We start from the raw sequence: 22,330 nt of genomic DNA on the forward strand, positions 1-22,330 counted from the left end.
AGAATGCCTTTGGTTCGTTCCAGCAGGGGCCGGACCACGTTAAGTAGCCGGGGAGATGATGGAGTCGCGCATGTGTTTGACATCGCTGATTGGCGGGCGGCCGAACATGCGGGCGTACTCCCGGCTGAACTGGGAAGGGCTCTCGTAACCGACCCGAAAGCCTGCATCGGCCGCGTCCAGAAACTCTGTAAGCAGCAATCGGCGTGCGACTTGCAGGCGTATAGCCTTTTGATACTGGAGCGGGCTCATGGCGGTGACCTTTTTGAAATGCTTGTGCAGGGCTGAGGGGCTCAGGTTGACCTCCTTCGCCAATTCTTCAATCAGAAGGGGCTTGGCATAGTCACGGTTGATCCATTGGATTGCTTCAGAGATACGGTAGGCATGGCTGCCGGTAAAGGCAAATTGTGTGATTGACGCTCCTTGCTCGCCTTGCAGCACTCTATAAAGAACCTCACGGGTGATCAGCGGTGCGAGGACCGGGATATCCTCGGGGGTCTCCACAAGTTTGACCAGCCGCAGGACGGCATCCAGCAGTGAAGGGGTAGATTGGCTAACGATAATTCCCCGGCCGGTTTTTCCGTTCCATGGTTGCGGGTTACCTTTGACGATATCCAGAATGAGGTCTGGAGTGAAGTTCAACTGAAGGCTGAGGTAGGGAGCTTGCGGGGATGCCTCTGTGATTTTACCGATAATGGGGAGATGAACAGGAGTGACGAGATAGCTGGCCGGGTCATAGGTGTAGCTGTCGCCTCCCACTGTGGCTGTCTTGGAGCCTTGCACGATAATGCACAAGGAGGGGACGTTTATGGAATGTCTCGGCTCCAGTACATGAGAGGAGCGTCTGAAAAAAAGTGAAGGCACAGCCGAAGGATGTGCGCCATCTGAAGGAGTGTGACGCTGAATCAGCAGAGCCAGTTCACGCTGATATTCTGAAATTGAAGGGTTAATGATAGATAAGCTCATAGATCTGTGCTCCTTTCCCGTACATTCAACTGAGCCTAGTGTAGCCACAATGGGCAGGATTAGGCAAGGATTGAATATGAATAGTCTACCTTTTACCAACGGGAAATCCCCATAATGAACAGGGTAAGCCATCAATAGAATGTGGCTAATATGCTGGAAAGTGGGGATTTAGATGTCAGGAATTGAAGGCAAGGTTATAGCAATTACAGGTGCAAGCAGCGGGATTGGTGAAGCGGCTGCGCTTCTGTTAGCGGAGCGTGGAGCGAAGGTCGTGCTTGGGGCGCGTGGAACGGGACGGTTGGAGGCACTCGCGGCCCGCATCGCGAGTACCGGAGGTGAAGTCGCCTACGCTGCAACAGATGTAAGACGCCGTGAAGACGTCCTGGGGCTGGTTAATCTGGCATGTGAGCGGTACGGCAAGCTTGATGTTCTAATCAACAATGCCGGAGTGATGCCGATCTCCCCTCTTGATGAACTGCGCGTAGAGGATTGGGAGGATATGATCGACATCAATGTTAAAGGAGTGCTATTCGGCATAGCGGCTGCGCTGCCAGTGTTCCGCAAGCAGGGGTTCGGGCATTTCGTCAATACAGCTTCTACCGCAGCATTTCGCATTGTCCCGAACATGGCTGTATACGCCGGCACGAAGTTTGCTGTGCGCGCCATCTCCGAGGGCTTGCGCCAGGAGGCTGGGGATAAGCTGCGCGTGACGATTATCTCGCCGGGCATGACACGGACAAACTTTGCGGAATCCATGACCAATCCGGAGATCAAGGCCAAACTTGAGGAGTCCCGGGATGAGATCGCGATGCCGGCGGATGCCATTGCCCGCGCTATGGCATTCGCCATCGAGCAGCCAGAGGGTGTTGATGTGGGCGAGATTATTGTCCGTCCCACTGCCCAGGGGTAAGCAGTCACTGATCGGCTCTGTTAAGCAAATGCCAGGATGCAGTAGAAAAAGAGCCGTGCGTCTACACGGCTCTTTTCTGGGTACGGTCCGCCTTAAAAGCTGACGGCTCTTGGAACAGGGTCAGATTTAGGACGTTACCCAATTACCACAGGTGGTCTATTTCTTGCAAGGTAAGGGTGCATCACCGCTGTCAGCAGACATGTTTGTTAAGGCAGCTTCTCGCCGCGCGAGCTGATGTACAGGTCATACCACTCCCTGCGGGACAGCTCCAGTTGGTCCGCATCTCTGCAGGCGGCGATCCGCTGCGGGTTCACTGTTCCAATGATCGGCTGGATTGCAGCCGGGTGAGTCATGAGCCACGAGAGCACGATCGCCTCGGGGGTAGTGTTCTTCTCTTCAGCCAGCACTTTGACCCTGGCGGCGGTGTTCACGATATTCTCCGGCTGCCCTTCCAGAGGGCGGCCGCTGAACATTCCCTGGGCCAGCGGCCCCCAGGCCTGAAGCTGGATGTTCTCAGCGCGGCAGTGCTCGATGGTGCCCTCGGGGAAGGTAATATCTTTCCAGGGCTCCCGGTTGACGCTGATCACGGCATCCACCCAGCTGATTTTGGCCAGGCTCATATGCAGCTGGTTGACGATGAAGAGTTCATCGCAATAGGACTGAAGCAGCTTGATCTGGGCTGCGCTCATATTGGAGACCCCGAAATGACGTACCTTCCCGGCTGCTTTGAGCTGATGCAGCGCTTCGGCAACCTCCTCGGGGTCCATCAGCGGATCAGGCCGGTGGAGCAGCAGGATATCGAGATACTCGGTTCCCAGGCGGTTAAGGGTTCCATCGACACTACTCAGGATATGCCCTTTGGAGAAATCGAAGACATTGGAGAGGTCTCCAGGCTCCATCAGCTTGATTCCGCATTTGGATTGCAGAATAATCTCTTCCCGCAGACCCGGACGATCCTTGAAAATCTGTCCGAATACCTTCTCTGCTTTTCCACGGGTGTAAATATCCGCATGATCAAAGAAGTTGATCCCGATATCCAGCGCGGCTTCTACCGCTTCGTGGCCCTGCTTCACATGCTCTGCTGTAATCGGTTCATGATCCCAGTCTCCTCCTAGCCCCATGCACCCCAGGGCAATGCGGCTAGCCGGGATTCCGCGTTTATTCAGTGGCAGCGTTCTCAGCATGAAGATCCCTCCGTAATGATAAAATGGCAGCTCCGAGGATAGTGTACCTCTTTAGAATCCGGTAGGGTACTTTTTGTCACTCGAGGAACGGTTTTGGGTGCCCTCCTTATCTTTTTCCTCCTCCTTCTCCAGGTTCAAATCCTCCATAGGAATCGGATCAACATTCTGCCTGCTTTCCGGCAGTTTGCTCATTAATAAACGGATTCAAGGCCCTGTAAACAGGAAAGAGGCCCGGGGGCCTCCTTTCAAACTTCCGTTTCACTTCAAAGTTGTAACGGTGTTATTGTGCGCGTGCTTATAGATCGAGCGGTGTGCCAATATCACTCATTTTCCGTTCGGACACATCCGCGAAGAGGCGTTTCAGCCATTTCAGCTCGATTAGACTGTGCTCATATCTGCCATACATCGCATGAAGCGCCGAGCGTGGAACGATGGCAATATGCTCCTCATATACCTGATAGGCAAAATTCACCTGATGTTCAGTTTCACGAATCCGCTCTTCCAGCAGCTTCTCGACCTTACTCTGATCAATATGGCGAGAGAACGCAAGCGCAGTGTAAAGCGGATGGAAGACCAGGTCGTTTTTTTTGATCTGCTGTAGAATTAGCTGCTCGAACAGGGCCTTACCCTTATCGGTAATGCGGTAGATGGTCTTGTCCGGACGGTCACTGCTGTGAATCACCTCAACAGCTTCAATATGTCTTTCTTGGACCAGTTTGTCTACAGCATAGTATAAAGACCCCATCTGCAGCTTCATCATTCGATCCATGGTCCGTTCTTTCATTACGAGCTTAATCTCATAGGGGTGCATATCCCGTTCCAGCAGCAGGCCCAGAATCACCATCTTCATGGACATGACGGCTTAACCCTGATTACTGGCCGGCTGCTGTTTTTTGCTGTGAACCTTAAGGCGGTCACCCGGCATCAGGAGGACAAAAACAAATCCCAGCACAGCCGGTACCAGCGCCCACATAAAGGTATGGGAAATCGAGCCGGATAGTGCACTCGAGATCTTCTCCAGTACAGGGGCGGGAATATGGGCTCTGGCTTCAGGAGTCAAGGCCGCCCGGGGATCACCGAATGACGAAGTATCCGCACCCGCACCGAAGGCATTACTTAGCTCGCTAGTGAAGCTGTTGCGCTGAATAATTCCGAAGATGGTAATGCCGAGCGTCATGCCCAGCGAACGCATGAAGGTGCTGGTCGAAGTGGCGGAGCCGCGCTGGCGCATGTCGAAATGATGAATTGAGGACATGCTGAGCACAGAGAAGGAGAACCCTACGCCAAAGCCGGTCAACGCCATAAATGCATTAAGCAGCAGCCTGGAAGTATCCGGGGTCAGGGTGCTTAAGGAGAACACTCCGGCCACGAAGCAAACCGCAGATAACAGCATAATGTTGCGGAAGCTGGTCTTTGTAGTGAGCAGTCCTCCGGTCTGGCTGCCGATTACCGTACCGATCATCATGGGCATGAGGATCAGCCCGGAGTTCGTAGCCGAGCCTCCGTATACCCCTTGTACATAAATCGGAATGTATACTGTGGCGACGATGAAAGCCGAACCGTAGAACAATCCCAAGAGACTGCTGGTTGCAAACAGGCGGTTGCGGAACATGGCGAAGGAAATGACCGCCTCCGGCGCCCACCGTTCAATTAACAGAAAGGCAATCAGCAGTACAGCAAAGCCGGCGAATAAGCCGAGAATGGCAGCAGAATCCCAGGCATATTGATTGCCGCCCAGTTCCAAGGCAAACATCAGGCAGATTACTGCACCCACCAGTGTAAAGGCACCGCCCCAGTCAATGCGCTGCTTGGAGTGGGAGACGGATTCCTTGTAGGAGATGGTGATCAGAATAAATGCGACAACGCCTATCGGCAGGTTGATATAGAACACCCACTGCCAGCCTACATAGTCTGTAATATAAGCGCCGAGCAGAGGACCTACCACACTGGAAATACCGAAGACAGCGCCGAAGAGTCCGGTTAGCTTGCCTCTTTTCTCCGGGGGAAAGATATCAAACATTATGGTGAAGGCGATCGGCATAAGCGCACCGCCGCCAATCCCTTGAATCGCCCGGTAGATACTGAGCTGGGTGATGCTGGTTGCCGTTCCGCATAGCGCAGAGCCGGCCAGAAATACGATTAGGCCAAAGATGAAAAACCGTTTCCGGCCGTACATATCGGACAGTTTGCCGAAGATTGGCGTTCCGGCCATAACCATGACCATATAAGCCGAGGTTACCCAGACGATTTTATCGAGCCCGCCAAGGTCGGAAACGATGGTGCCCATAGCCGAAGCTACGATGGTATTGTCCATTGCGGACATTAGAATGCCCAGCAGCAAGCCGACAACTACAAGCTTCAGGTTGCTTTCTTTACTATTCATATTTTGCAGACTCCTTCTGAAAAAGTTTCGTGAGCCTTATTATAGTCAAATTTGAATAGGGTAGCAAGCATTATTTCGCTAAATTTTAAACGAAATCTTCCCTTATTCAGGTCGTAAAATCAGACAAAACAAATAACCGCCGCCCTTATACAAGAACGGCAGTTGAACTAAGTATTCCAAAAGCGGGGACGTTTAATAACAACCATTTCACATATTGTTCAGCTTATATAGATCGCCGCTTCACTTCCGCAGGGGTCCTGTTTTTGAATGTATTGGATGAACAGCTCAGTCAGCTCGGGGTCAAATTGGCTGCCGGCACAGGCGCGAAGCTCCACAATGGCTTCTTGGAACGACTTCGTCGGCTGGTACGGCCGTTCGGTAGTCATGGCGTCGAAGGAGTCGATGATGGTCAGCATCCGGCACAGCCGGGGGATTTCTTCATATTTGAAGCCGTAAGGGTAACCCTTGCCGTCGTAGCGTTCATGATGCAGCTCGATGTAAGGGGCGAGCTCCTTGAATTTATCGTTCGTTAACGCCATTTCCCGGCCCCAGGTGACATGCCATTTGACCATTTCCCATTCTTCGGGCGCCAGCTTGTCTTTTTTATTCAGGATGCCCCATGGGATCTCCAGCTTACCGATGTCGTGAATCAGTGCGCCCAATGTAAACTGCCGTTTGGTGAGGGGGTCGAGATTCAGCAGTTCGCTGATGTCCATCGCATAGCGGAAGACGCGCTTCGAATGCTTGAAGGTCTCCAGATCCTTGTACATGAACAGGTTCAGCTGCTGCTCAATATCCCGCACATCCTGGCTGAAATCAATGTCCTGCTCCAGCGGCGACTGGCTGCCATAGATATGAACGAGGTTCTTCCCTTGTTTTTTGGCATAATAGAGCGCCTGGTCGGCATGGTCCACGAGCTCTGACTTGAAATGGACATCCGGCTGGTACGCGGCGATGCCGGCAGAGAAGGCCAGACAGCCCTGAGGGAAAATTTCGCTGCCTTCAAACCGGGAATGGTTGAGGGTTTTGCGCAGGGATTCCATGAAGTTTCTGGCCGCTGTGGCATCATAGCCCGGCATCAGCAGTGTGAATTCTTCCCCGCCATAGCGGGAAACCATAATGTTCGTATCCTGCGTCTCCCGCTTCAACAGCTCTGCCAAAAAAACGATCAGCCCGTCGCCCTTGAGATGGCCAAAATGATCATTGTACTTTTTAAAATCATCGATATCGATCATCGCCAGGGAGAGTGCTGTGCCGCTAGCCTGCGAACTTCGCATTTCCTCTTCCAGCGCAAGTTCGAAATAACTGTGGTTGAACAGTCCTGTCCGGGGGTCGCGGTTGGAGCGTTCCTCAATATCACGGTACATGCTGAACAGCCGCTTGAAGGAATAGGAGATGAGAATGCTAAGACAGAGGAATAGTCCAAGTCCGACCATTTGGTTGTGATATAGCAGAATTGTCAAGACCAGGGACAGCACCAATGTACAGGAATAGGCCAGGATGGTATCCGTCAGCATCCCTTTGAGGGTGTCATACAGATTTTTGTGAAAAACAACGTAATAATAGAAGCCAATTAGCAGTGTGTTCAGGATAAAATATATGGCCATAGCACTGATATAAGCTTCCAGGCGGCTGCTGAGCAGCGGTCCGTACACGGCCCCCAGCGCAGCGAATACGTAGGAAGCGGAAGTTATCATAATGCAGTATACGGCAAAATTGTTGAGATGCTTCCACCATGCTGTGTTGCCCCATTCAAAGAACATCAGCACCAGGGAGCTCAGCAGCAGTACCATGAGTGTGAATGAGGGACCAAAGACAAAAATGCAGGCCAAATAAACGGAGGAGTCGAGAGACAGCCCGTTCCCCTGTGGAGGGAGCTGAAAGGTAAAGAGGGTTAGAATTACTGCCGCTCCCGCCATGGCGGTAACCCAGCCCCATGCGGAGGATGAGAAATGCTGCAGGGAACCTTCACTATAAATAACAAATAAGCCCAGACCGGTCAAGCATATGATAAAGGAGTACAAGTGTCCTTTGTTTAGTAAGAAGCTGCCGGTTATGCGTTTGAACAACGCTGCCCCTCCTCTGCGTTCGTGATTATGTGTGCTACGCCAGGGAATCATAGGAATTTCACCAGACGGATTCAAAGGAGTCTCTGCGTTATACATTCGCTTTCAGAGACGAAAATCCTGCTAAATCATGACAAATGTAGCGGTTGTTCGGGAAAGTGAGAAAAACAGCGGTAAGGTGTTGACATACCCATGGGGGGTATATTATATTGTAATTGAGGAGGCTGATTCCTGTGTCTACTAATGAGAAGGAGCACGCGGAGCATTCCTGTGGAGATGATTGTCATCCTTCTGCTCCCGGTGTACGCAAAAGTCATCATTCAGCGGAATTCAAGAGCGGGCTTACCACCCGGCTCAATCGGATCGAAGGTCAGATCCGCGGTGTCAAAGGCATGATCGAGCGGGATACTTACTGCGATGATGTGCTCAACCAGCTGGCGGCGGTCCAGGCGGCACTGAACAGTGTCGGCAGGCTGTTGCTTGAAGGGCATATGAAGAGCTGCATTATTGAGCGGATCGAGGCCGGGGAACATGAGGTTATTGACGAGCTGCTGATCACGGTCAACAAGCTGATGAAATAAGGCTAACCAAACTAAGCGTATGCTTCCGAAGCCAGTTTTGTACGAAGTGAATTCAGGAAGTATAGGCTAACAAAACTTTTAGGAGGGTTTATAATGTCTAACGCAACATTGAATGTAGAAGGAATGTCTTGCGGTCATTGTGTCAGTGCGGTAGAGAAGGCAGTAAGCGGTGTAGGTGCCGCAGCGAAGGTGGATTTGCAGGCCAAGACGGTAGCCGTTGATTATGATGAGAACAAAGTAAGCCTTAGCGCAATAAAGGCGGCAATTGAGGATCAGGGCTACGATGTAGTCTAAGGGGAAGCTGCAGCATACAAAGGCTTGGAGCGGGGAATCCTTGAGATTTCAGAGGCGCCAATGCCTTTTATTTTACAAAAGAATATACCCCTTAGGGGTATGGGGGTGCGAACAAATGGAGAAAACAGCTGAAGCCGCCCTGCAGCAGACCACGCTGCAGATTACGGGAATGACCTGTTCTGCTTGCGCGGCACGGATTGAGAAGGGGCTCTCCCGTATGGAGGGGGTATCCAAGGCGAATGTGAATTTGGCGCTGGAGCAGGCGACAATCGGCTTTGATCCTTCGGTTGCGGGAGTGCTGCAAATCGAGGAGAAGATCCGCTCGCTTGGCTATGATACCCGCAAGGAGTCGGCGGATTTCGATATCTCTGGCATGACCTGCGCGGCCTGTTCGGCACGGATTGAGAAAGTGCTGGGACGCATGCCGGGCATTGCGGCCGTGAACGTGAATCTGGCGCTGGAAACGGCGCATGTGGAATATGCGCCGGGGAACGTTGGCGTATCCGATATTATGGAGAAGGTAAGCAGCATTGGCTACAAGGCAACATTGAAGCAGGATCGCAAGGAACAAGCCGATCAGCGAGGACAGGAGACTGTGCGCAAGCGGAATAAGTGGATGATTTCTGCCATTCTCTCATTTCCGCTGCTATGGGCAATGGCAGGTCACTTTACCTTTACAGACTGGATCTGGACACCGGAGCTGCTGATGAATCCGTGGTTCCAGCTGGTGCTGGCTACGCCGGTTCAGTTCATCATTGGCTGGCAATTTTACATCAGTGCCTATAAGGCACTTAGGAACGGCAGCGCTAATATGGATGTGCTGGTAGTGCTGGGCACCTCGGCGGCCTATTTCTACAGTCTGTATCTGACGATCGATTCCCTGAGTATGAGCGGAATGAATCATTCCGTGGATATGTACTACGAGACCAGCGCGATTCTGATTACGCTGATTCTGGTCGGCAAATGGTTCGAAGCCCTGGCCAAAGGACGTTCCTCCGATGCGATCCGCAGTCTGATGGGCCTGCAGGCCAAGACCGCACTGGTGGTGCGTGACGGTGCAGAGCTAAGCATCCCGGTAGAGGAAGTGATTCCGGGAGACTTGGTTCTCGTGAAGCCTGGAACGAAGGTCCCTGTGGATGGAGAGGTTATTGAAGGTCTGTCCTCTGTGGATGAATCCATGCTGACCGGTGAGAGCATTCCGGTGGAGAAGAAGCCCGGAGACAATGTAATCGGAGCTACGCTCAACAAAAACGGTATGCTGCGGATCAAGGCCCGTAAGGTAGGCCGTGATACCGCGCTGGCGCAAATTATTAAAGTGGTTGAAGAGGCCCAGGGCTCCAAGGCGCCGATCCAGCGGATCGCTGATGTGATTTCCGGCATTTTTGTGCCGATTGTCGTGGCGATTGCGGCGGTGACCTTTGTGATCTGGTACGTCTGGGGCGCTCCCGGCCAGTTCGCTGAGGCGCTCGAGAAGGCTATTGCCGTGCTGGTTATTGCCTGTCCGTGTGCGCTGGGTCTGGCTACGCCTACCTCGATTATGGCTGGATCAGGCCGCGCAGCTGAATTCGGCATCCTGTTCAAGGGCGGTGAGCATCTGGAAGCCGCGCAGGGGATTCAGGTTGTGGTGCTGGATAAGACAGGTACCGTTACAAGCGGCAAGCCTGTATTGACGGATATCCTTACAACTACAGGCATCGCCGCGCATGGCAGGGAAAACGCCGAGAACCGCCTGCTTGCCCTTACGGCAGCTGCGGAAAAGCTCTCGGAGCACCCGCTGGCGGATGCCATCGTCGCCGGTGCTGCTGCCAGAGGCCTGGAATTGCCTGAAGCCGGACAGTTCCAGGCTGTGCCGGGACGCGGAATCACCGCAGTGGTCGACGGGCAGACCGTAAGTATAGGCACCCGCAGGATGATGGAGGAAGGCGGCGCGGAGCCTGGCCCATGGGCTCCGCATATGACGAAGCTGGAGCAGGAAGGCAAGACCGCGATGCTCGTGTCCGTGGATGGCATGATTGCCGGAGTAGTAGCGGTAGCCGATACCATCAAGGAAACCTCGCGGGCAGCGGTAGCCAAGCTGCATGAAATGGGCATTGAAGTGGTGATGATTACCGGGGACAACAAGATTACGGCCCAGGCCATCGCCGAACAGGCCGGCATCCGTACGGTGCTGGCCGAGGTGCTTCCGGAGGGCAAGGCCGCCGAGATCCGCAGACTGCAAAGCGGCGGAGTCAAGGTAGCCATGGTCGGCGACGGCATCAACGATGCTCCTGCCCTGGCGACAGCGGACACCGGGATGGCCATCGGCACTGGTACCGATGTGGCGATGGAAGCGGCAGACATCACATTGATGCGCGGTGACCTGATGAGCATACCCGATGCGGTCATGATGAGCCGCAGAACGATGCGGAATATCAAGCAGAATCTGTTCTGGGCACTCGCCTATAATACGATTGGCATCCCGGTCGCCGCGCTGGGTTTCCTGGCCCCATGGCTGGCCGGTGCGGCAATGGCATTCAGCTCGGTCTCGGTCGTCCTGAACGCGCTGCGGCTGCAGCGGGTGAAGCTGTAAAGAGATATTGCCGCAAGGGGAAAGCTCCTGCGGCTGAACGTAAAAGAATCGCCTAGGCGTTAAACGCTGGCGATTCTTTTTGTTGATGTTGTTGGTGCCCCGCGGGTTAGTCTGCCGTTGTAGATGCCCCGCCTCCCCGGGATGCGGCATACATTACTTGCTTGATGTACTTAGTGGCACCGGCAGAGCAGCCTTGGCGCTGGCTTTTGCCTTTTTGCGGCCCAGCCAGTTTGTACCAATGACCCCTGCGATAATCAGCAGCGATCCGATCCAGTGATACACTGTAATGTCCTCCCCGAGAAGGACTGCTCCGGCACCGATGGAGACGATGGTCGAGAGATTGGTGAACACGCTCATGAGGGAAGCTTCTATTTTGGACAAGATATAGGTTGATGTCAGGGTGGTGACGAGTGATGCGATAACGCCCAAGTACACAGCAGACAAGATAAAGGTGCCGCTCTGGAGCGGCTGAAGGAAGTCGCCGAGGGTTCCGCTGGCTACATGTCCGGTGAGCGAAGTGATCAGGAAGACGGCGAAGCCGATCCCCATCATCAGGTAGCTGAGTTCAGCGGGGCTGAAGTGGCTGGAGAGCGAACGGGCCAACACGCTGTACCCGGCAAAGGCCAGGCAGGTCAGAAACAGCAGCACGATCCCGGTCATGTTGGACAGATGAAGGCTGCCCCCTTTCATGATAAAGATAAACACAACGCCGAATACAGACAGGAAGATACATAGCTTTTGGAGAAGGGTTGTGGTCTCCTTCAAGAATATCGAGGCGATGATCATCGTCACGACCGGAGTAAACGAATAGAGAATCCCTCCCTCGGCAGAAGTCGCGTGCTGGAGTCCGAATACTTGAAGTGTGAAAAATCCAAGCGGGTACATGGCAGCCAGCAGCAGTGCCTTGAGAACCGGCTTGCCGCGGTAGGATATTTTGACCCAGCCGAAGGCGACCGGGATCGACATCACTGCAAATGAAGCGGCGAAGCGGTAGGTTAACGTATCGAGCGGTCCGGCATGGCCGAGCGCCACTTTGGTGAAGAAGAATGAGAATCCGATGATGACTGCGTTAAGCACGGCAAAGGTATAAGCCAGCTTGAGTCCGTTTTGCTGCATGAGTGCATCTCCCTTTCGTGAACAGGACAGGATCGCCGAAACGTCTTATCTGTTACTTTAAAATTAAAGGGAAATCCGCAGGTCAACAATACCCGTTTTTCGGTACTGTACCGGTACAGTTAACTGATTCCTGTATAATAAAAGAAAAAGAGAAGGGAGGCGTGCTATGAAAAAGTTTCATGCAGTCTTATCCCAAATGGAGAAGGGGATCAAGGGAGGACAGTTCAGCCCCGGGCAAAAGCTGCCCTCTGTGCGTAATGCCGCAGAGTTCTATGGGTGCAGTGTCAGCACGATTCTTCGGGCATATGGGGAGCTGGAGAGATCACACATGATTTATTCCATTCCGCAGAGCGGATATTACATGGTGGACAGGACGGAGGAACCGGCCGCTTCCGGCAACAGTGGGGAGATCGATTATGCCTCGGCCTCGCCCGATCTGAACGTATTTCCGTATTTGGATTTCCAGCACTGCCTCAACAAGGCGATTGACCGGTACAAGTATCATCTGTTCACCTATGGAGATTCGCTGGGGCTGGAGACGTTGCGCCATACGCTGGTGTCTCATCTGGCAGAGTATCAGGTTTTTGCCAAAATGGAACGCATCCTGATCACTTCGGGTATCCAGCAGGCGCTGGAGATTCTGGCCAGGATGCCGTTCCCGAACGGCAGGACGGAAATATTGGTTGAACAGCCGAGCTATGATATTTACCTGCGGTATTTGGAGGCGGAAGGGGTGACGGTGAGCGGAATCGCCCGTTCAGCGGCAGGGATGGATCTGCAGGAGCTGGAGGAGAGGTTCAGAGGCGGACGAATCAAATTCTTTTATACCATGCCCAGATATCATAATCCGCTTGGAACCTCGTACAGCGCAGAGGAACGGAGAGCCATCGCCGGGTTAGCGGGCAAATACGATGTATACATCATCGAGGATGATTACATGGCGGACCTTGGGGCGGAGCGGCGGTTTGATCCAATCTATGCGTATGACCAGACGGCTCATGTGGTTTATTTGAAAAGCTTCTCCAAAATCATTTTTCCGGGTCTCCGGCTGGGTGCGGCTGTGGTGCCTGAACCGCTGCTGGAAACCTTCCGCGCCTATAAAGGCTACACAGACACTTCGTTGTTGTCCCAGGCCGCGCTTGAGGTATACATCAAGAATGGCATGTACGAGCATCACAGACACAAAATAAAAGCCCTGTATGCCGAAAGGATTCATGCCATGTATGAGGCCCTCCGGCAGCACAATACGGAAGATTTGATTGAGGTGTCTGCTGAAAGCTCCGGCATGTATATGCAATTCAAGGTACCGGGAACAGTGAATCTGGAGCGTCTGGTCAAGCGGCTGGGGGAGCGGAAGATCCGGGTCGTATCCGGCAATGGATTCTATCTGTCCGGGTACCGGAACCGTGAAAAGTTCCTGCGCATCAGCATTTCACGCGCCCGGCTGGATCAGATTGATGAGGGGGTCAAGGCCATTGTCCAGGAGGTGAAGCGGGGGAGCGGGTGGTAGAGCGCAGCTGTGCCTGTTGTTTGTGGCTCTATTAGTGTTCATAATGCCTATATAACTAGAAAAAAAGTGAGGTTAAGATTATGAAACCCAATAACGAAACGCTGGAGCTATTGAACCGGCATACCTCTGTCCGCCAGTTTCTAGACAAGCCGGTCAGTGACGGGCAGCTGGCGGCTATCATCGGAGCGGGCCAGATGGCTTCAACCTCCAGCAGTGTCCAGGCTTACACAGTCATTGCAGTGACCGAGCCAGCCCTCCAAGCCCAGCTGTCCAAGCTGTCCGGCGGCCAGGCTTACATTGAGCAGTGCCCGGTGTTCCTGGTCTGGTGCGCCGATCTGTACCGTCTGCGGGAGATCAGCGGACCTTATCTGCAGGGGGCCGAATCTTACGAGGATTCCACCGAGAATCTGATCGTAGCCACCGTCGACGTAGCGCTGGCCGCCCAGAATGCGGCGGTTGCCGCCGAGTCGCTTGGTCTTGGCATTGTCTATATCGGCGGAATCCGCAATCATATTGCAGAGGTGTCTGAACTGCTGGGACTGCCCGAGCTGGTCTATCCGGTCTTCGGCATGTGCCTGGGGTATCCCGCCGGAGTGAACGGTATCCGTCCGCGTCTTCCGCTCCAGGCGGTGTTGCATCATAACGGCTATCAGGCTGAAACATCGGTAGGACAGGTTAAGGTGTATGATGAAATAACGCGGGATTACATGCGCGAACGGACCGGAGGGCAAAAGGATACGCCTTGGTCCGAGATGATGGCAGGGCGTCTCGCCCAGCCCTCCCGGCTGCAGATGAAGGAGTTTTTGCTGCAAAAAGGGTTCATGCAGAAATAGGCCGGGATGGCCTGACGCCTGCCAATTCCATAGGGTCAAAGTCAAGAGCCTCCTGTCAACGCTTCACGTTGGCGGGGGGCTCTTTGACTTGCCAGGCGAAGCAGGCAGATGGTGCTGTGCTTGCTCTAAGCCGGATGACAATTGTCACCCGGAAAAAATGACAGTCCATACTGATGTCCCCTTCTGTTATTGATTACTATGGAAGTACGGCAAAGACATTAGGTGATGGAGGAATCAGACATGAATCACGTGATTGAAATGAACGGCGTCAGTAAAGCCTTTAATGATAAAAAAGCGGTCGACGGTATTAGCTTTACCATCGGCAAGGGGTCCATTACAGCGGTCCTTGGACCAAACGGAGCGGGGAAAACAACGATGATATCGATGCTGCTGGGGCTGTTGGAACCCACAGAAGGAACGATTAAGGTATTTGGAAGCTCTCCCCGGGATGTGAGGGTGCGGGAGCGCAGCGGGGCTATGCTGCAGGAGGTGAGCGTAATGGACCGGCTTAAGGTCCGTGAGATTATCGCCCTGATCCGCAGCTATTATCCGCAGCCGATGGATATGGACTTTCTGCTGGGGGCGACAGGGCTGGCTCCTGCGGATCTGAACCGCTATGCAGAGAAGCTCTCCGGCGGCCAAAAGCGCAGTCTCTCCTTTGCGCTGGCGCTGGCGGGAAACCCGCAGCTGCTGTTCCTGGACGAACCGACGGTTGGACTGGATACCACGGCCCGGCGCCACTTCTGGGACACCGTGAGGGAGCTGGCCGCCCGGGGCACAACGATATTGTTCACGACCCATTATCTGCAGGAAGCTGAGGATATTGCCGACCGGATTCTGTTGTTCAGTCAAGGGACTATCGTAGCGGACGGCAGTCCGGAAGAGATCAAGGCAAGAATGGTTAAGCAGTCGCTATCCTTCCTTCCAGCCGGGAATGCCGCACATCTGCGCGGGCAACTGCTGGAACTGCCTTCTGTTGAAGATTGCTACGACAAAGACGGCCGAATCCATGTGACCACAGAGAATACGGACGAGGCACTCCGGGGGATTTTTACCGGCGGACTTGCCGTGAGGGATGTGCGTATTCACCAGGGGAGCCTGGATGAAGCATTCGAGCAGTTAACCATGAACAGAGAGGAAGATACGAAATGATGAGACTTGTTGCCGTGCAGTGCAAAGCGGAGATGCTGCGGATTTTCCGCAATCCCTATTATGTATTCTGGTCCTTGCTGATGCCGATCATGTTTTACTTTATCTTTACAAGAGTAGTGAACACGGGGCCGGACGATGCATCGGAGTGGCAGGCGCACTACCTGATGTCTATGGCCGCTTTCAGTGTAATGGGTTCCGCCATTATGACCATGGGTATCCGGTTGGTCCAGGAGCGGACCCAGGGATGGAGCACATTCATCCGTATCACCCCGCTGCCGTCTTCGGTATATTTTACAGGTAAAATGTTCGGCCAGACCCTCATGCATCTGTTCTCGGTACTCTGCATTTTTCTCGCTGGGTATTTGATGAACGGCGTATCACTGACGGCTGAACAATGGCTGCTGAGTGGACTGTGGATTCTGGCGGGCTCCATGCCTTTTCTGGCCCTCGGTACGCTGATAGGTTTCATGAAGCGTGTCGATACAGCAAGCGGTGTCAGCAATGTGCTCTATATGGGGCTGGCGGTTGCCGGAGGCATGTGGATGCCGCTTGATATTATGCCGAAGCTGATGCAGCGGATTGGTCACTGGTTGCCTTCCTATCATTTTGGGGATGGGGCCTGGAGGATCGTAGCAGGGAATCATCCGCAGTGGGGAAGCATTCTGATTTTGCTCGGATATCTGGCGGTCTTTATGATACTATCGGTCTATATCCGAAAAAAACAGGAAGCGGTGTAATCCATAATGACGCGCAGGCAGTTCCGGTTGTTTCCGCAAAGATTCGGCTTTTTCCCTTATATGTGGCTCCTGTACTTATTGTTTCCGGTCATCAATCTTCAGGAGGAGCATGGAATTAAGCTGGTGCTGGGTGCAGTAATGCTGGCCTTGTTCGTCGTGACCTACCGTCAGCTCTATTGGGTCACGGGCAGAAACTTTACCTTGTGGCTGGCTCTGCAGGTGCTGATTATTGTGATTTTGAGTGTAGCTTATACGCCTTATGATCTGTTTATGGGCTTCTTTACGTCAAATTTTATCGGCTGGTACACGAAGGATAAACACTTCAAAATGGCTTATTCTGCTTTTGCAGCTATGGTGCTTGTTCCGTTAATTATGGCTACCTGGGGGATGGCTATAGGGGATCTGGTGTTCCTGTACCCTTTCATGATTATTATGCTGGTCTCCCCGTTCGGTATCCGCTCGCTGTACCGCAAGAGAATGCTCGAAAGGGAGCTGGATCAGGCGAATGAGGTCATCAAGGAGCTGGTCAAACGTGAGGAACGGATGCGGATCGCCCGGGATCTGCATGATACGCTGGGGCATACGCTGTCGCTGATTACCCTCAAGAGCCAACTGGTGGAAAAGCTTGCGGCCAAGGATACCGTACGTACACAGGCCGAAGCGAGAGAGATCCAGCGGATTTCACGCGCTGCGCTGCGCCAGGTCCGTGAGCTGGTATCGGAGATGCGTGCCATATCCGTGGCTGAAGAGCTGGCTGAAGTTGGGGAGATGCTGCGCACTGCGGAGATTGTCCTGGAGATCGAGGGGGATACGGTACTGGAGGGTGTATCCGACCTGACGCAGAATATTCTGAGTCTCTGCATCAAGGAAGCGGTGACCAATATTGTGAAGCACAGTGAAGCAGACTGGTGCCGGATTGCCATTGCCATGGCAGAGGGGGACGTCCAGATTACCATTGAAGATAATGGGGTTGGTCTGCATAGCCGGGACCCGGAAGGCCGGGGGCGGAGCGAAGGCAACGGGATCAAAGGGATGGCCGAACGGCTGTCGCTGATTGATGGATCGATTACGCTGCGTTCGGGAGCAGAGCGGGGGGCTGTCTTGACGGCAGTGGTCCCGAGAGTAGTCAAGGAAAGAAAGGATGGAGTGACCGCATGATACGCATCGTGATTGCCGAAGATCAGCGCCTGCTGCGCGGGGCCATGGCTTCGCTGCTGGATCTGGAGGACGATATTGAAGTGGCGGGGGAAGCCGGAGACGGAGCAGAGGCGCTTGCAGTGATTGAACGACTTCAGCCGGATGTATGCCTGATGGACATAGAGATGCCTTATAAAAGCGGGCTGGAGGTCGCAGAAACGCTGAAAGCTAAGGGCTGCGCCACCAAAATCATTATCCTGACTACCTTTGCCCGTCCGGGCTATTTTGAGCGGGGCGTGAAGGCTGGCATTCAAGGTTATCTGCTGAAGGACGAGCCGGTGGATAAGCTGGCGGATGCGATCCGCCGGGTGATGGCCGGACACCGGGAAGTGTCTCCCGAGCTGGTCTTCGGCAGCCTGCGGGAAGAGAATCCGCTGTCTTCCCGGGAACAGGAGATCCTGAAGCTGGCGGGTGCCGGCCAGAGTGCGGGGGAAATTGCCGCTACGCTGCACCTTTCCTACGGCACCGTCCGCAATTACATATCGGAAATTCTGAACAAGCTGGAAGTGAAAAGCCGGATCGAAGCCGTGCGGCTGGCGGAGGAGAAGGGCTGGATGTAGAAGGAAGGCGTGCTTCAATTGTAGTCCAGATATGCTGCGAATGAAGTGGAAGCTCAGCTGTGCTGCAGTAGAATGAAATGGAAGTTCAGCTGTGATTGTTAGGCATACTAAAAGTGGCTGAGTGGCTGAGTGGCTGAGTAGCTGAGTGGCTGAGTAGCTGAGTAGCTAAGTGGCTAAGTGGCTGAGTAGCTGAGTAGCTGGGTGGCTGAGTGGCTGAGTAGCTAAGTGGCTGAGTAGCTGAGTGGCTAAGTGGCTAAGTAGCTGAGTGGCTAAGTGGCTAAGTAGCTGAGTGGCTAAGTGGCTGAGTGGCTGAGTGGCTGAGTAGCTGAGTGGCTGAGTAGCTGAGTGGCTAAGTGGCTGAGTGGCTGAGTAGCTGAGTAGCTGAGTGGCTAAGTGGCTGGGTAGCCAAAGGAACAACGGAAAGCAGGCAGTAGGCGAATCTAAAGGGTTAGTGGAATTTACACCCTTAATCTGGCTGGATTTGAGCGTTTTCGGGGTTTAGTGGGATTTTGTACACTTAATTCTGGCCACGGGGTCCTAGACTGGGCTTGAACGCTGAAATAGGTATACTTTTTCCAAATAAGCGCACTCTATGCTTGTTATGCGCAGAAATAGGTGTACAATTTCCCACTAATTTTCAACGGAACATATTCAATAGGCCCGGCCCCTCATCATAGGGGGCCGGGCTTATTTGTTGTAGTTGAGTAAAGACAGCCAATGCATTTCAAACGGGTGAAACGCAAGTTGGCCCGCGTGCTGCGAATGAAATGCGGCCGGCAAGCTGCGAATGGATGCGACCCGGCATGCTGCGTAGATGCGGCCCGGCATGCTACGTGGACGCGGCCCGGCATGCTACGTGGATGCGGCCTGGCATGTTGCGTGGACGCAGCCTGTAACGCTGCGTTTACCGGGTAGTCCTCGCCTGCTCCTCGCGCATCCATTCCGACAGCTCGCGTCTGAGCTGTAGAAATTCCAGAGAATCGGTTAATTCCCCGCGCCGCGGACGCGGGAAGGGAACATCAACGATATGCAGGACGGAGCCGGGCCGCCCCGAGAAAACATAAATACGGCTGGAGAGAAGGAGTGCTTCCTCGATATTATGGGTAATGAATAGTACAGAACGGCGGTTTTCTTCCCACAGCTCCAGCAGCCAGCGCTGCATCTGCTCACGGGTCAGCGCATCCAGCGCGCTGAACGGCTCGTCCAGCAGCATTAACTCCTGCGGCGCGAGCAGCGCCCGAAGGAAGGCTGCCCGCTGCTGCATACCGCCCGACAGCATATGCGGATAGGCGCGTTCGAACCCGCCCAAGCCGACTTTGTCCAGCCAGTGGCGGGCGGCTGCCCGTGCTTCGGCCTTGGGTTCGCCTTTCAGCTCACCGGCGAGCAGGACGTTGTCCTCGATGGTCCGCCACGGGAACAGTGCAGGCTGCTGAGGCATATAGCTGATCTCTCCACGCTGCCCGGTGACGTTCTTACCGCCCATGTTTACCGTTCCGGCATCGGGCAGCTCCAAGCCGCCGATGATGTGGAACAGGGTGCTTTTGCCGCAGCCGGAAGGGCCGACAATGGAGACGAATTCCTGGGGCTCAACCGTTAGAGATACATTGTCGAGCACGCGGGTCTCACGGCGGCGGTGGAAGAAAGCTTTGGATACGCCGTCTACATTCAGGGCGTGATGCGCGCCTTTAGCTCCCGGCATGTACGCGGAGGAAGCCTGTTCCAAGGTGTTCAAGTTAGGATGGCCTGCTAACAAAATGATTCATCCTCCTTTCCAGAAAGCTTAAGTATCAAGAGGTCTTGCGCGGCTTCCAGCGAACCAGCCACTTCTCCAGAAGTGCGATCAGGGCAAACAGCACCAGACTAAGAAGAACAATAATTACGATGGCAACGAACATCCGGTCTGTGCGGTAGGAGGCCTTCTGCAGCAGCATGTAATAGCCAATGCCCTTGTCTGCGCCGATCCACTCGGCAACCACAGCGCCCATTACTGCATAGGTTGCGGAGATCTTAAGGCCGGAGAACAGGGCTGGCAGAGAACCGGGCAGCTCTAGCTTTGAGAAGATCTGCCACTTGCTAGCCCCAGCCATTTTCATATAGTTCATCATGATCCGGTCGCTTTGGGCCAGCCCGCCCATGGCGGCAACGGCAACCGGGAAGAAGCAGACGAGTGTGATGAGTACGATTTTGGGCAGCAGTCCGAACCCGAACCAGATAATCAGCAGCGGCCCGAGGGCGATGGAGGGTACATTCTGGCTGAGAATCAGCAGCGGATACAGCGCTCTTTTCAGCCAAGGCACCAAATGCAGCAATAGAGCTACAATCAGGCCCACACCTGTACCAATCGGGAAGCCGATTAGGGTCAGCCGCAGCGTAGCAGCCGTATGTGCCCAAATGCCGGAAGCATTACCCCGGGATTCGCGGGCGATATCGCCGGGGCTTGGCAGCATCCAGGAAGGGACATGAAGTACGGAAACCGCCAATTGCCATACGCCCAGAAAAAAGATGACCGCCACAAGGGGCGGCCAGATTTGGTTCCAGTACGATCTCACGGCCGGTATTTTTCCGTCAGCTTATCCATGCTGATTCCGCTGGGGTTATGGGCGATCTTGATTTGTGAGATGACGCTGGGGCTACCCGCTGCGATCAGCGCTTCATGCATTTGGCGTACCACCTCAAGCAAATCGCTGAGTTCGCCCTCCATCGTGGTTTCGAGCGGATTCACCTGGTGCTTCACGCCGGATTGCTGAATGACCTCAATGGCCTTATCCACATAAGGAATAGAATCCTCGTTATTCGGAGTTTTAGGAATGACTTGAATGCTGAGCAGGGTGTTTGCCATATCAATCAGATCCTTTCAGGTTGGGTATTGTAAAACTTGCAGTGTAAGACTACTTGTTCTCCGGCAGATATTCATTCGTGAACGCTGAAGCAGTATCCAGTGGTTTGTCCAGCAGCTTCAGACCGTACATCCAGTCGGCGTAATTCTTCCAGACCTCGGCTTTCTGCTCTCCCCATCTGGAGGCATCGTCCTTATATTTCGGGCTGAGCCATTTCTGGCTGGCCAGGACGAGCTTGGGATCCAGATCCGGCACAGCCTTCGAGAGGATGGCGGCAGCTTCTTCCGGCTTGTCGATCGCATATTGATAACCTTTGGAGGTAGCTGCAAGGAACGCCTTCACCAGCTCTGGATGCTCAGCGATTTCCTTCTCGCTCGTGGTCAGCACCGGGGTGTAGTAATCCAGTTGAGGCGCGTAATCCTTCAAATACAGCATGTCCAGCGGTTCACCGCGCAGCTCGGCTTCAATACCGGTCCAGGCGTAGAATATCCAGGCAAAATCGATGTCACGTTTCACGGCGGTGAAGAAATCAGCTTCGCCGATATTGACCAGCTTCACCTTTTTAACATCGCCGCCTTCAGGGTCCATGATCGCCTTCATGGCAGCTTCTTCAGCCGGGGAACCCCAGCCGCCGTAGGTTTTGCCTTCGAAATCCTTTGGTGTCTTGATATTGCGGTCCTTCGGGGCGGCAAACCCTGAGGTATTATGCTGGATGATGGCGGCGATGGAGACGAGCGGCACATCCTGCAGACGGGCCAGAGTGAGCGCCTCCTGGGCACTGATGCCAAAAGCGGCTTCGCCTGAGGTGACCATCGTGTCGGCTCCCGCCGCACCCGGCTGTACAATTTCTACATCCAGGCCTTCCTCCTTGTAATATCCCAGCTCTTTGGCTGCATAGAGGCCGGTATGGTTCGTATTCGGCGTCCAGTCCAGCGCGACCTTGATCTTAGTCAGTTCCTTAGGCGCGTCCGTTCCTGCTGCGGTTGCTTCCGGCGCGGCGGTGCTGTCCCCGGCTGGAGCGGCGCTATTCCCGCCGGAATTCGCAGTATTACTGCCGCACCCGGCCATGACGATGACCAGCATGCAGCTGATGCAGAGCATTAGTGCTTTTTTGACTCCCATTTCTATTCTTCTCTCCTTCCAGCTAACCCAGTCTTCCGAACTCTGATGATGTCCATACCAAAAAAAGCGCCCCGAAGATCGGGACGCCAGCAATTGCGTTAGGTGGCCGCTTAGCCAAAATGACTGAATGCGGGTGGTGATTCCTACGCTGGCATTATCCAGATCAGGTATAAGGGTCAGTATCTGTGTGGGATACACTCTCAGCCGGCCAATTCCAGCCCCCCTGGTACTATGAAGTTATGGGTGTTGCTGTGTTCTTACGCTGTATTATAGCGGTCCCCTTCGGGGTTGTCCAGTAGTGGCCCCGGATTCCAGC

At 53.9% G+C, this 22,330-nt stretch carries 20 protein-coding genes and 1 riboswitch; of the genes, 10 read left to right on the forward strand and 10 right to left on the reverse strand.

The features are described 5' to 3' along the window. Nucleotides 1-39: 39 nt before the first annotated feature. Nucleotides 40-963, reverse strand: coding sequence for an AraC family transcriptional regulator (locus A3844_RS13390; protein ID WP_074107642.1), 924 nt, complete (start codon nt 961-963; stop codon nt 40-42). 172 nt (nt 964-1,135) lie between these two features. Here A3844_RS13390 and A3844_RS13395 point away from each other — a divergent pair, with 172 nt between their 5' ends. After that, nucleotides 1,136-1,873: an SDR family oxidoreductase gene (locus A3844_RS13395; protein ID WP_074086657.1), complete on the forward strand. Its 738-nt coding sequence runs from the start codon at nt 1,136-1,138 to the stop codon at nt 1,871-1,873. 206 nt (nt 1,874-2,079) lie between these two features. Here the strand turns inward: A3844_RS13395 and A3844_RS13400 are convergent, their stop codons facing one another. From A3844_RS13400 to A3844_RS13420, 4 genes are all read right to left on the reverse strand, one after another. Continuing rightward, nucleotides 2,080-3,057 (reverse strand): aldo/keto reductase, encoded by a 978-nt coding sequence (locus A3844_RS13400; RefSeq protein WP_074107643.1) that lies wholly within the window; start codon nt 3,055-3,057, stop codon nt 2,080-2,082. A 295-nt stretch (nt 3,058-3,352) separates the two neighbouring features. Then, complete coding sequence (locus tag A3844_RS13410) at nt 3,353-3,913, reverse strand: PadR family transcriptional regulator (protein ID WP_074086659.1); 561 nt, start codon at nt 3,911-3,913, stop codon at nt 3,353-3,355. 6 nt (nt 3,914-3,919) lie between these two features. Then, nucleotides 3,920-5,440, reverse strand: a complete 1,521-nt coding sequence (locus A3844_RS13415; protein ID WP_074103917.1) for an MDR family MFS transporter — start codon at nt 5,438-5,440, stop codon at nt 3,920-3,922. A gap of 218 nt (nt 5,441-5,658) precedes the next feature. Then, on the reverse strand, nt 5,659-7,560 hold the full coding sequence (locus A3844_RS13420) for a bifunctional diguanylate cyclase/phosphohydrolase (RefSeq protein ID WP_074086661.1): 1,902 nt from the start codon (nt 7,558-7,560) through the stop codon (nt 5,659-5,661). Nucleotides 7,561-7,739: 179 nt separating this feature from the next. On the opposite strand from A3844_RS13420, the gene A3844_RS13425 reads away from it, so the two are divergent. The 3 genes from A3844_RS13425 to A3844_RS13435 all read left to right on the forward strand — a co-directional run bounded on the left by A3844_RS13425 (nt 7,740) and on the right by A3844_RS13435 (nt 10,950). Beyond that, nucleotides 7,740-8,087 carry a metal-sensitive transcriptional regulator gene (locus tag A3844_RS13425; protein WP_143186424.1) on the forward strand — a complete coding sequence of 116 codons (348 nt, stop codon included), beginning with the start codon at nt 7,740-7,742 and terminating at the stop codon, nt 8,085-8,087. A gap of 93 nt (nt 8,088-8,180) precedes the next feature. After that, nucleotides 8,181-8,381: a copper ion binding protein gene (locus tag A3844_RS13430; protein ID WP_074107644.1), complete on the forward strand. Its 201-nt coding sequence runs from the start codon at nt 8,181-8,183 to the stop codon at nt 8,379-8,381. A 115-nt stretch (nt 8,382-8,496) separates the two neighbouring features. Continuing rightward, complete coding sequence (locus A3844_RS13435) at nt 8,497-10,950, forward strand: heavy metal translocating P-type ATPase (protein WP_074107645.1); 2,454 nt, start codon at nt 8,497-8,499, stop codon at nt 10,948-10,950. A 153-nt stretch (nt 10,951-11,103) separates the two neighbouring features. On the opposite strand, the gene A3844_RS13440 is transcribed toward A3844_RS13435, so the two are convergent. After that, the gene (locus A3844_RS13440; protein ID WP_074107646.1) at nt 11,104-12,066 is read right to left on the reverse strand and encodes a DMT family transporter; all 963 of its coding nucleotides are present in this window, start codon (nt 12,064-12,066) and stop codon (nt 11,104-11,106) included. A gap of 166 nt (nt 12,067-12,232) precedes the next feature. Here A3844_RS13440 and A3844_RS13445 point away from each other — a divergent pair, with 166 nt between their 5' ends. The 6 genes from A3844_RS13445 (at nt 12,233) to A3844_RS13470 (ending at nt 18,055) form a co-directional block, all read left to right on the forward strand. After that, the gene (locus A3844_RS13445; RefSeq protein WP_074107647.1) at nt 12,233-13,576 is read left to right on the forward strand and encodes an aminotransferase-like domain-containing protein; all 1,344 of its coding nucleotides are present in this window, start codon (nt 12,233-12,235) and stop codon (nt 13,574-13,576) included. Between the two features lie 80 nt (nt 13,577-13,656). Beyond that, nucleotides 13,657-14,409, forward strand: coding sequence for an oxygen-insensitive NADPH nitroreductase (gene nfsA / locus A3844_RS13450; RefSeq protein WP_074107648.1), 753 nt, complete (start codon nt 13,657-13,659; stop codon nt 14,407-14,409). A 240-nt stretch (nt 14,410-14,649) separates the two neighbouring features. After that, nucleotides 14,650-15,561 carry an ABC transporter ATP-binding protein gene (locus A3844_RS13455; protein ID WP_074086668.1) on the forward strand — a complete coding sequence of 304 codons (912 nt, stop codon included), beginning with the start codon at nt 14,650-14,652 and terminating at the stop codon, nt 15,559-15,561. Next, nucleotides 15,561-16,298 carry an ABC transporter permease gene (locus A3844_RS13460; RefSeq protein WP_074107685.1) on the forward strand — a complete coding sequence of 246 codons (738 nt, stop codon included), beginning with the start codon at nt 15,561-15,563 and terminating at the stop codon, nt 16,296-16,298. Before A3844_RS13455 ends, A3844_RS13460 begins: the two co-directional genes overlap by 1 nt. Before the next feature lie 6 nt (nt 16,299-16,304). Further along, complete coding sequence (locus tag A3844_RS13465; protein ID WP_083606842.1) at nt 16,305-17,456, forward strand: sensor histidine kinase; 1,152 nt, start codon at nt 16,305-16,307, stop codon at nt 17,454-17,456. Next, nucleotides 17,453-18,055, forward strand: coding sequence for a response regulator transcription factor (locus A3844_RS13470; protein WP_074086670.1), 603 nt, complete (start codon nt 17,453-17,455; stop codon nt 18,053-18,055). Before A3844_RS13465 ends, A3844_RS13470 begins: the two co-directional genes overlap by 4 nt. 904 nt (nt 18,056-18,959) lie before the next feature. Here the strand turns inward: A3844_RS13470 and A3844_RS13480 are convergent. The 4 genes from A3844_RS13480 to A3844_RS13495 form a co-directional block, all read right to left on the reverse strand. Beyond that, nucleotides 18,960-19,754: an ABC transporter ATP-binding protein gene (locus tag A3844_RS13480; RefSeq protein ID WP_074107686.1), complete on the reverse strand. Its 795-nt coding sequence runs from the start codon at nt 19,752-19,754 to the stop codon at nt 18,960-18,962. A gap of 88 nt (nt 19,755-19,842) precedes the next feature. Then, the gene (locus A3844_RS13485; protein ID WP_074086671.1) at nt 19,843-20,604 is read right to left on the reverse strand and encodes an ABC transporter permease; all 762 of its coding nucleotides are present in this window, start codon (nt 20,602-20,604) and stop codon (nt 19,843-19,845) included. Further along, entirely contained in the window at nt 20,601-20,894 is a 294-nt protein-coding gene (locus tag A3844_RS13490) for a thiamine-binding protein (RefSeq protein ID WP_074086672.1), read from the reverse strand. The genes A3844_RS13485 and A3844_RS13490 overlap by 4 nt, the downstream gene beginning before the upstream one ends. 49 nt (nt 20,895-20,943) lie before the next feature. Beyond that, nucleotides 20,944-22,014: an ABC transporter substrate-binding protein gene (locus A3844_RS13495; RefSeq protein WP_074107650.1), complete on the reverse strand. Its 1,071-nt coding sequence runs from the start codon at nt 22,012-22,014 to the stop codon at nt 20,944-20,946. 123 nt (nt 22,015-22,137) lie between these two features. Further along, a riboswitch (TPP riboswitch) is annotated at nt 22,138-22,249 on the reverse strand. Between the last annotated feature and the right edge of the window lie 81 nt (nt 22,250-22,330).

Origin of the sequence: Paenibacillus helianthi, assembly GCF_001909055.1 — a bacterium.
GTDB classification, from domain to species: Bacteria; Bacillota; Bacilli; order Paenibacillales; family Paenibacillaceae; genus Paenibacillus_AQ; species Paenibacillus_AQ helianthi.

Bases quoted from the DNA above. Each gene is read 5' to 3' on its own strand.
- A3844_RS13390 (WP_074107642.1), bottom strand. From the start codon at position 963: ATGAGCTTATCTATCATTAACCCTTCAATTTCAGAATATCAGCGTGAA.
- A3844_RS13395 (WP_074086657.1), top strand. From the start codon at position 1,136: ATGTCAGGAATTGAAGGCAAGGTTATAGCAATTACAGGTGCAAGCAGC.
- A3844_RS13400 (WP_074107643.1), bottom strand. From the start codon at position 3,057: ATGCTGAGAACGCTGCCACTGAATAAACGCGGAATCCCGGCTAGCCGC.
- A3844_RS13410 (WP_074086659.1), bottom strand. From the start codon at position 3,913: ATGTCCATGAAGATGGTGATTCTGGGCCTGCTGCTGGAACGGGATATG.
- A3844_RS13415 (WP_074103917.1), bottom strand. From the start codon at position 5,440: ATGAATAGTAAAGAAAGCAACCTGAAGCTTGTAGTTGTCGGCTTGCTG.
- A3844_RS13420 (WP_074086661.1), bottom strand. From the start codon at position 7,560: ATGATTCCCTGGCGTAGCACACATAATCACGAACGCAGAGGAGGGGCA.
- A3844_RS13430 (WP_074107644.1), top strand. From the start codon at position 8,181: ATGTCTAACGCAACATTGAATGTAGAAGGAATGTCTTGCGGTCATTGT.
- A3844_RS13435 (WP_074107645.1), top strand. From the start codon at position 8,497: ATGGAGAAAACAGCTGAAGCCGCCCTGCAGCAGACCACGCTGCAGATT.
- A3844_RS13440 (WP_074107646.1), bottom strand. From the start codon at position 12,066: ATGCAGCAAAACGGACTCAAGCTGGCTTATACCTTTGCCGTGCTTAAC.
- A3844_RS13445 (WP_074107647.1), top strand. From the start codon at position 12,233: ATGAAAAAGTTTCATGCAGTCTTATCCCAAATGGAGAAGGGGATCAAG.
- nfsA (WP_074107648.1), top strand. From the start codon at position 13,657: ATGAAACCCAATAACGAAACGCTGGAGCTATTGAACCGGCATACCTCT.
- A3844_RS13455 (WP_074086668.1), top strand. From the start codon at position 14,650: ATGAATCACGTGATTGAAATGAACGGCGTCAGTAAAGCCTTTAATGAT.
- A3844_RS13460 (WP_074107685.1), top strand. From the start codon at position 15,561: ATGAGACTTGTTGCCGTGCAGTGCAAAGCGGAGATGCTGCGGATTTTC.
- A3844_RS13465 (WP_083606842.1), top strand. From the start codon at position 16,305: ATGACGCGCAGGCAGTTCCGGTTGTTTCCGCAAAGATTCGGCTTTTTC.
- A3844_RS13470 (WP_074086670.1), top strand. From the start codon at position 17,453: ATGATACGCATCGTGATTGCCGAAGATCAGCGCCTGCTGCGCGGGGCC.
- A3844_RS13480 (WP_074107686.1), bottom strand. From the start codon at position 19,754: ATGCCGGGAGCTAAAGGCGCGCATCACGCCCTGAATGTAGACGGCGTA.
- A3844_RS13490 (WP_074086672.1), bottom strand. From the start codon at position 20,894: ATGGCAAACACCCTGCTCAGCATTCAAGTCATTCCTAAAACTCCGAAT.
- A3844_RS13495 (WP_074107650.1), bottom strand. From the start codon at position 22,014: ATGGGAGTCAAAAAAGCACTAATGCTCTGCATCAGCTGCATGCTGGTC.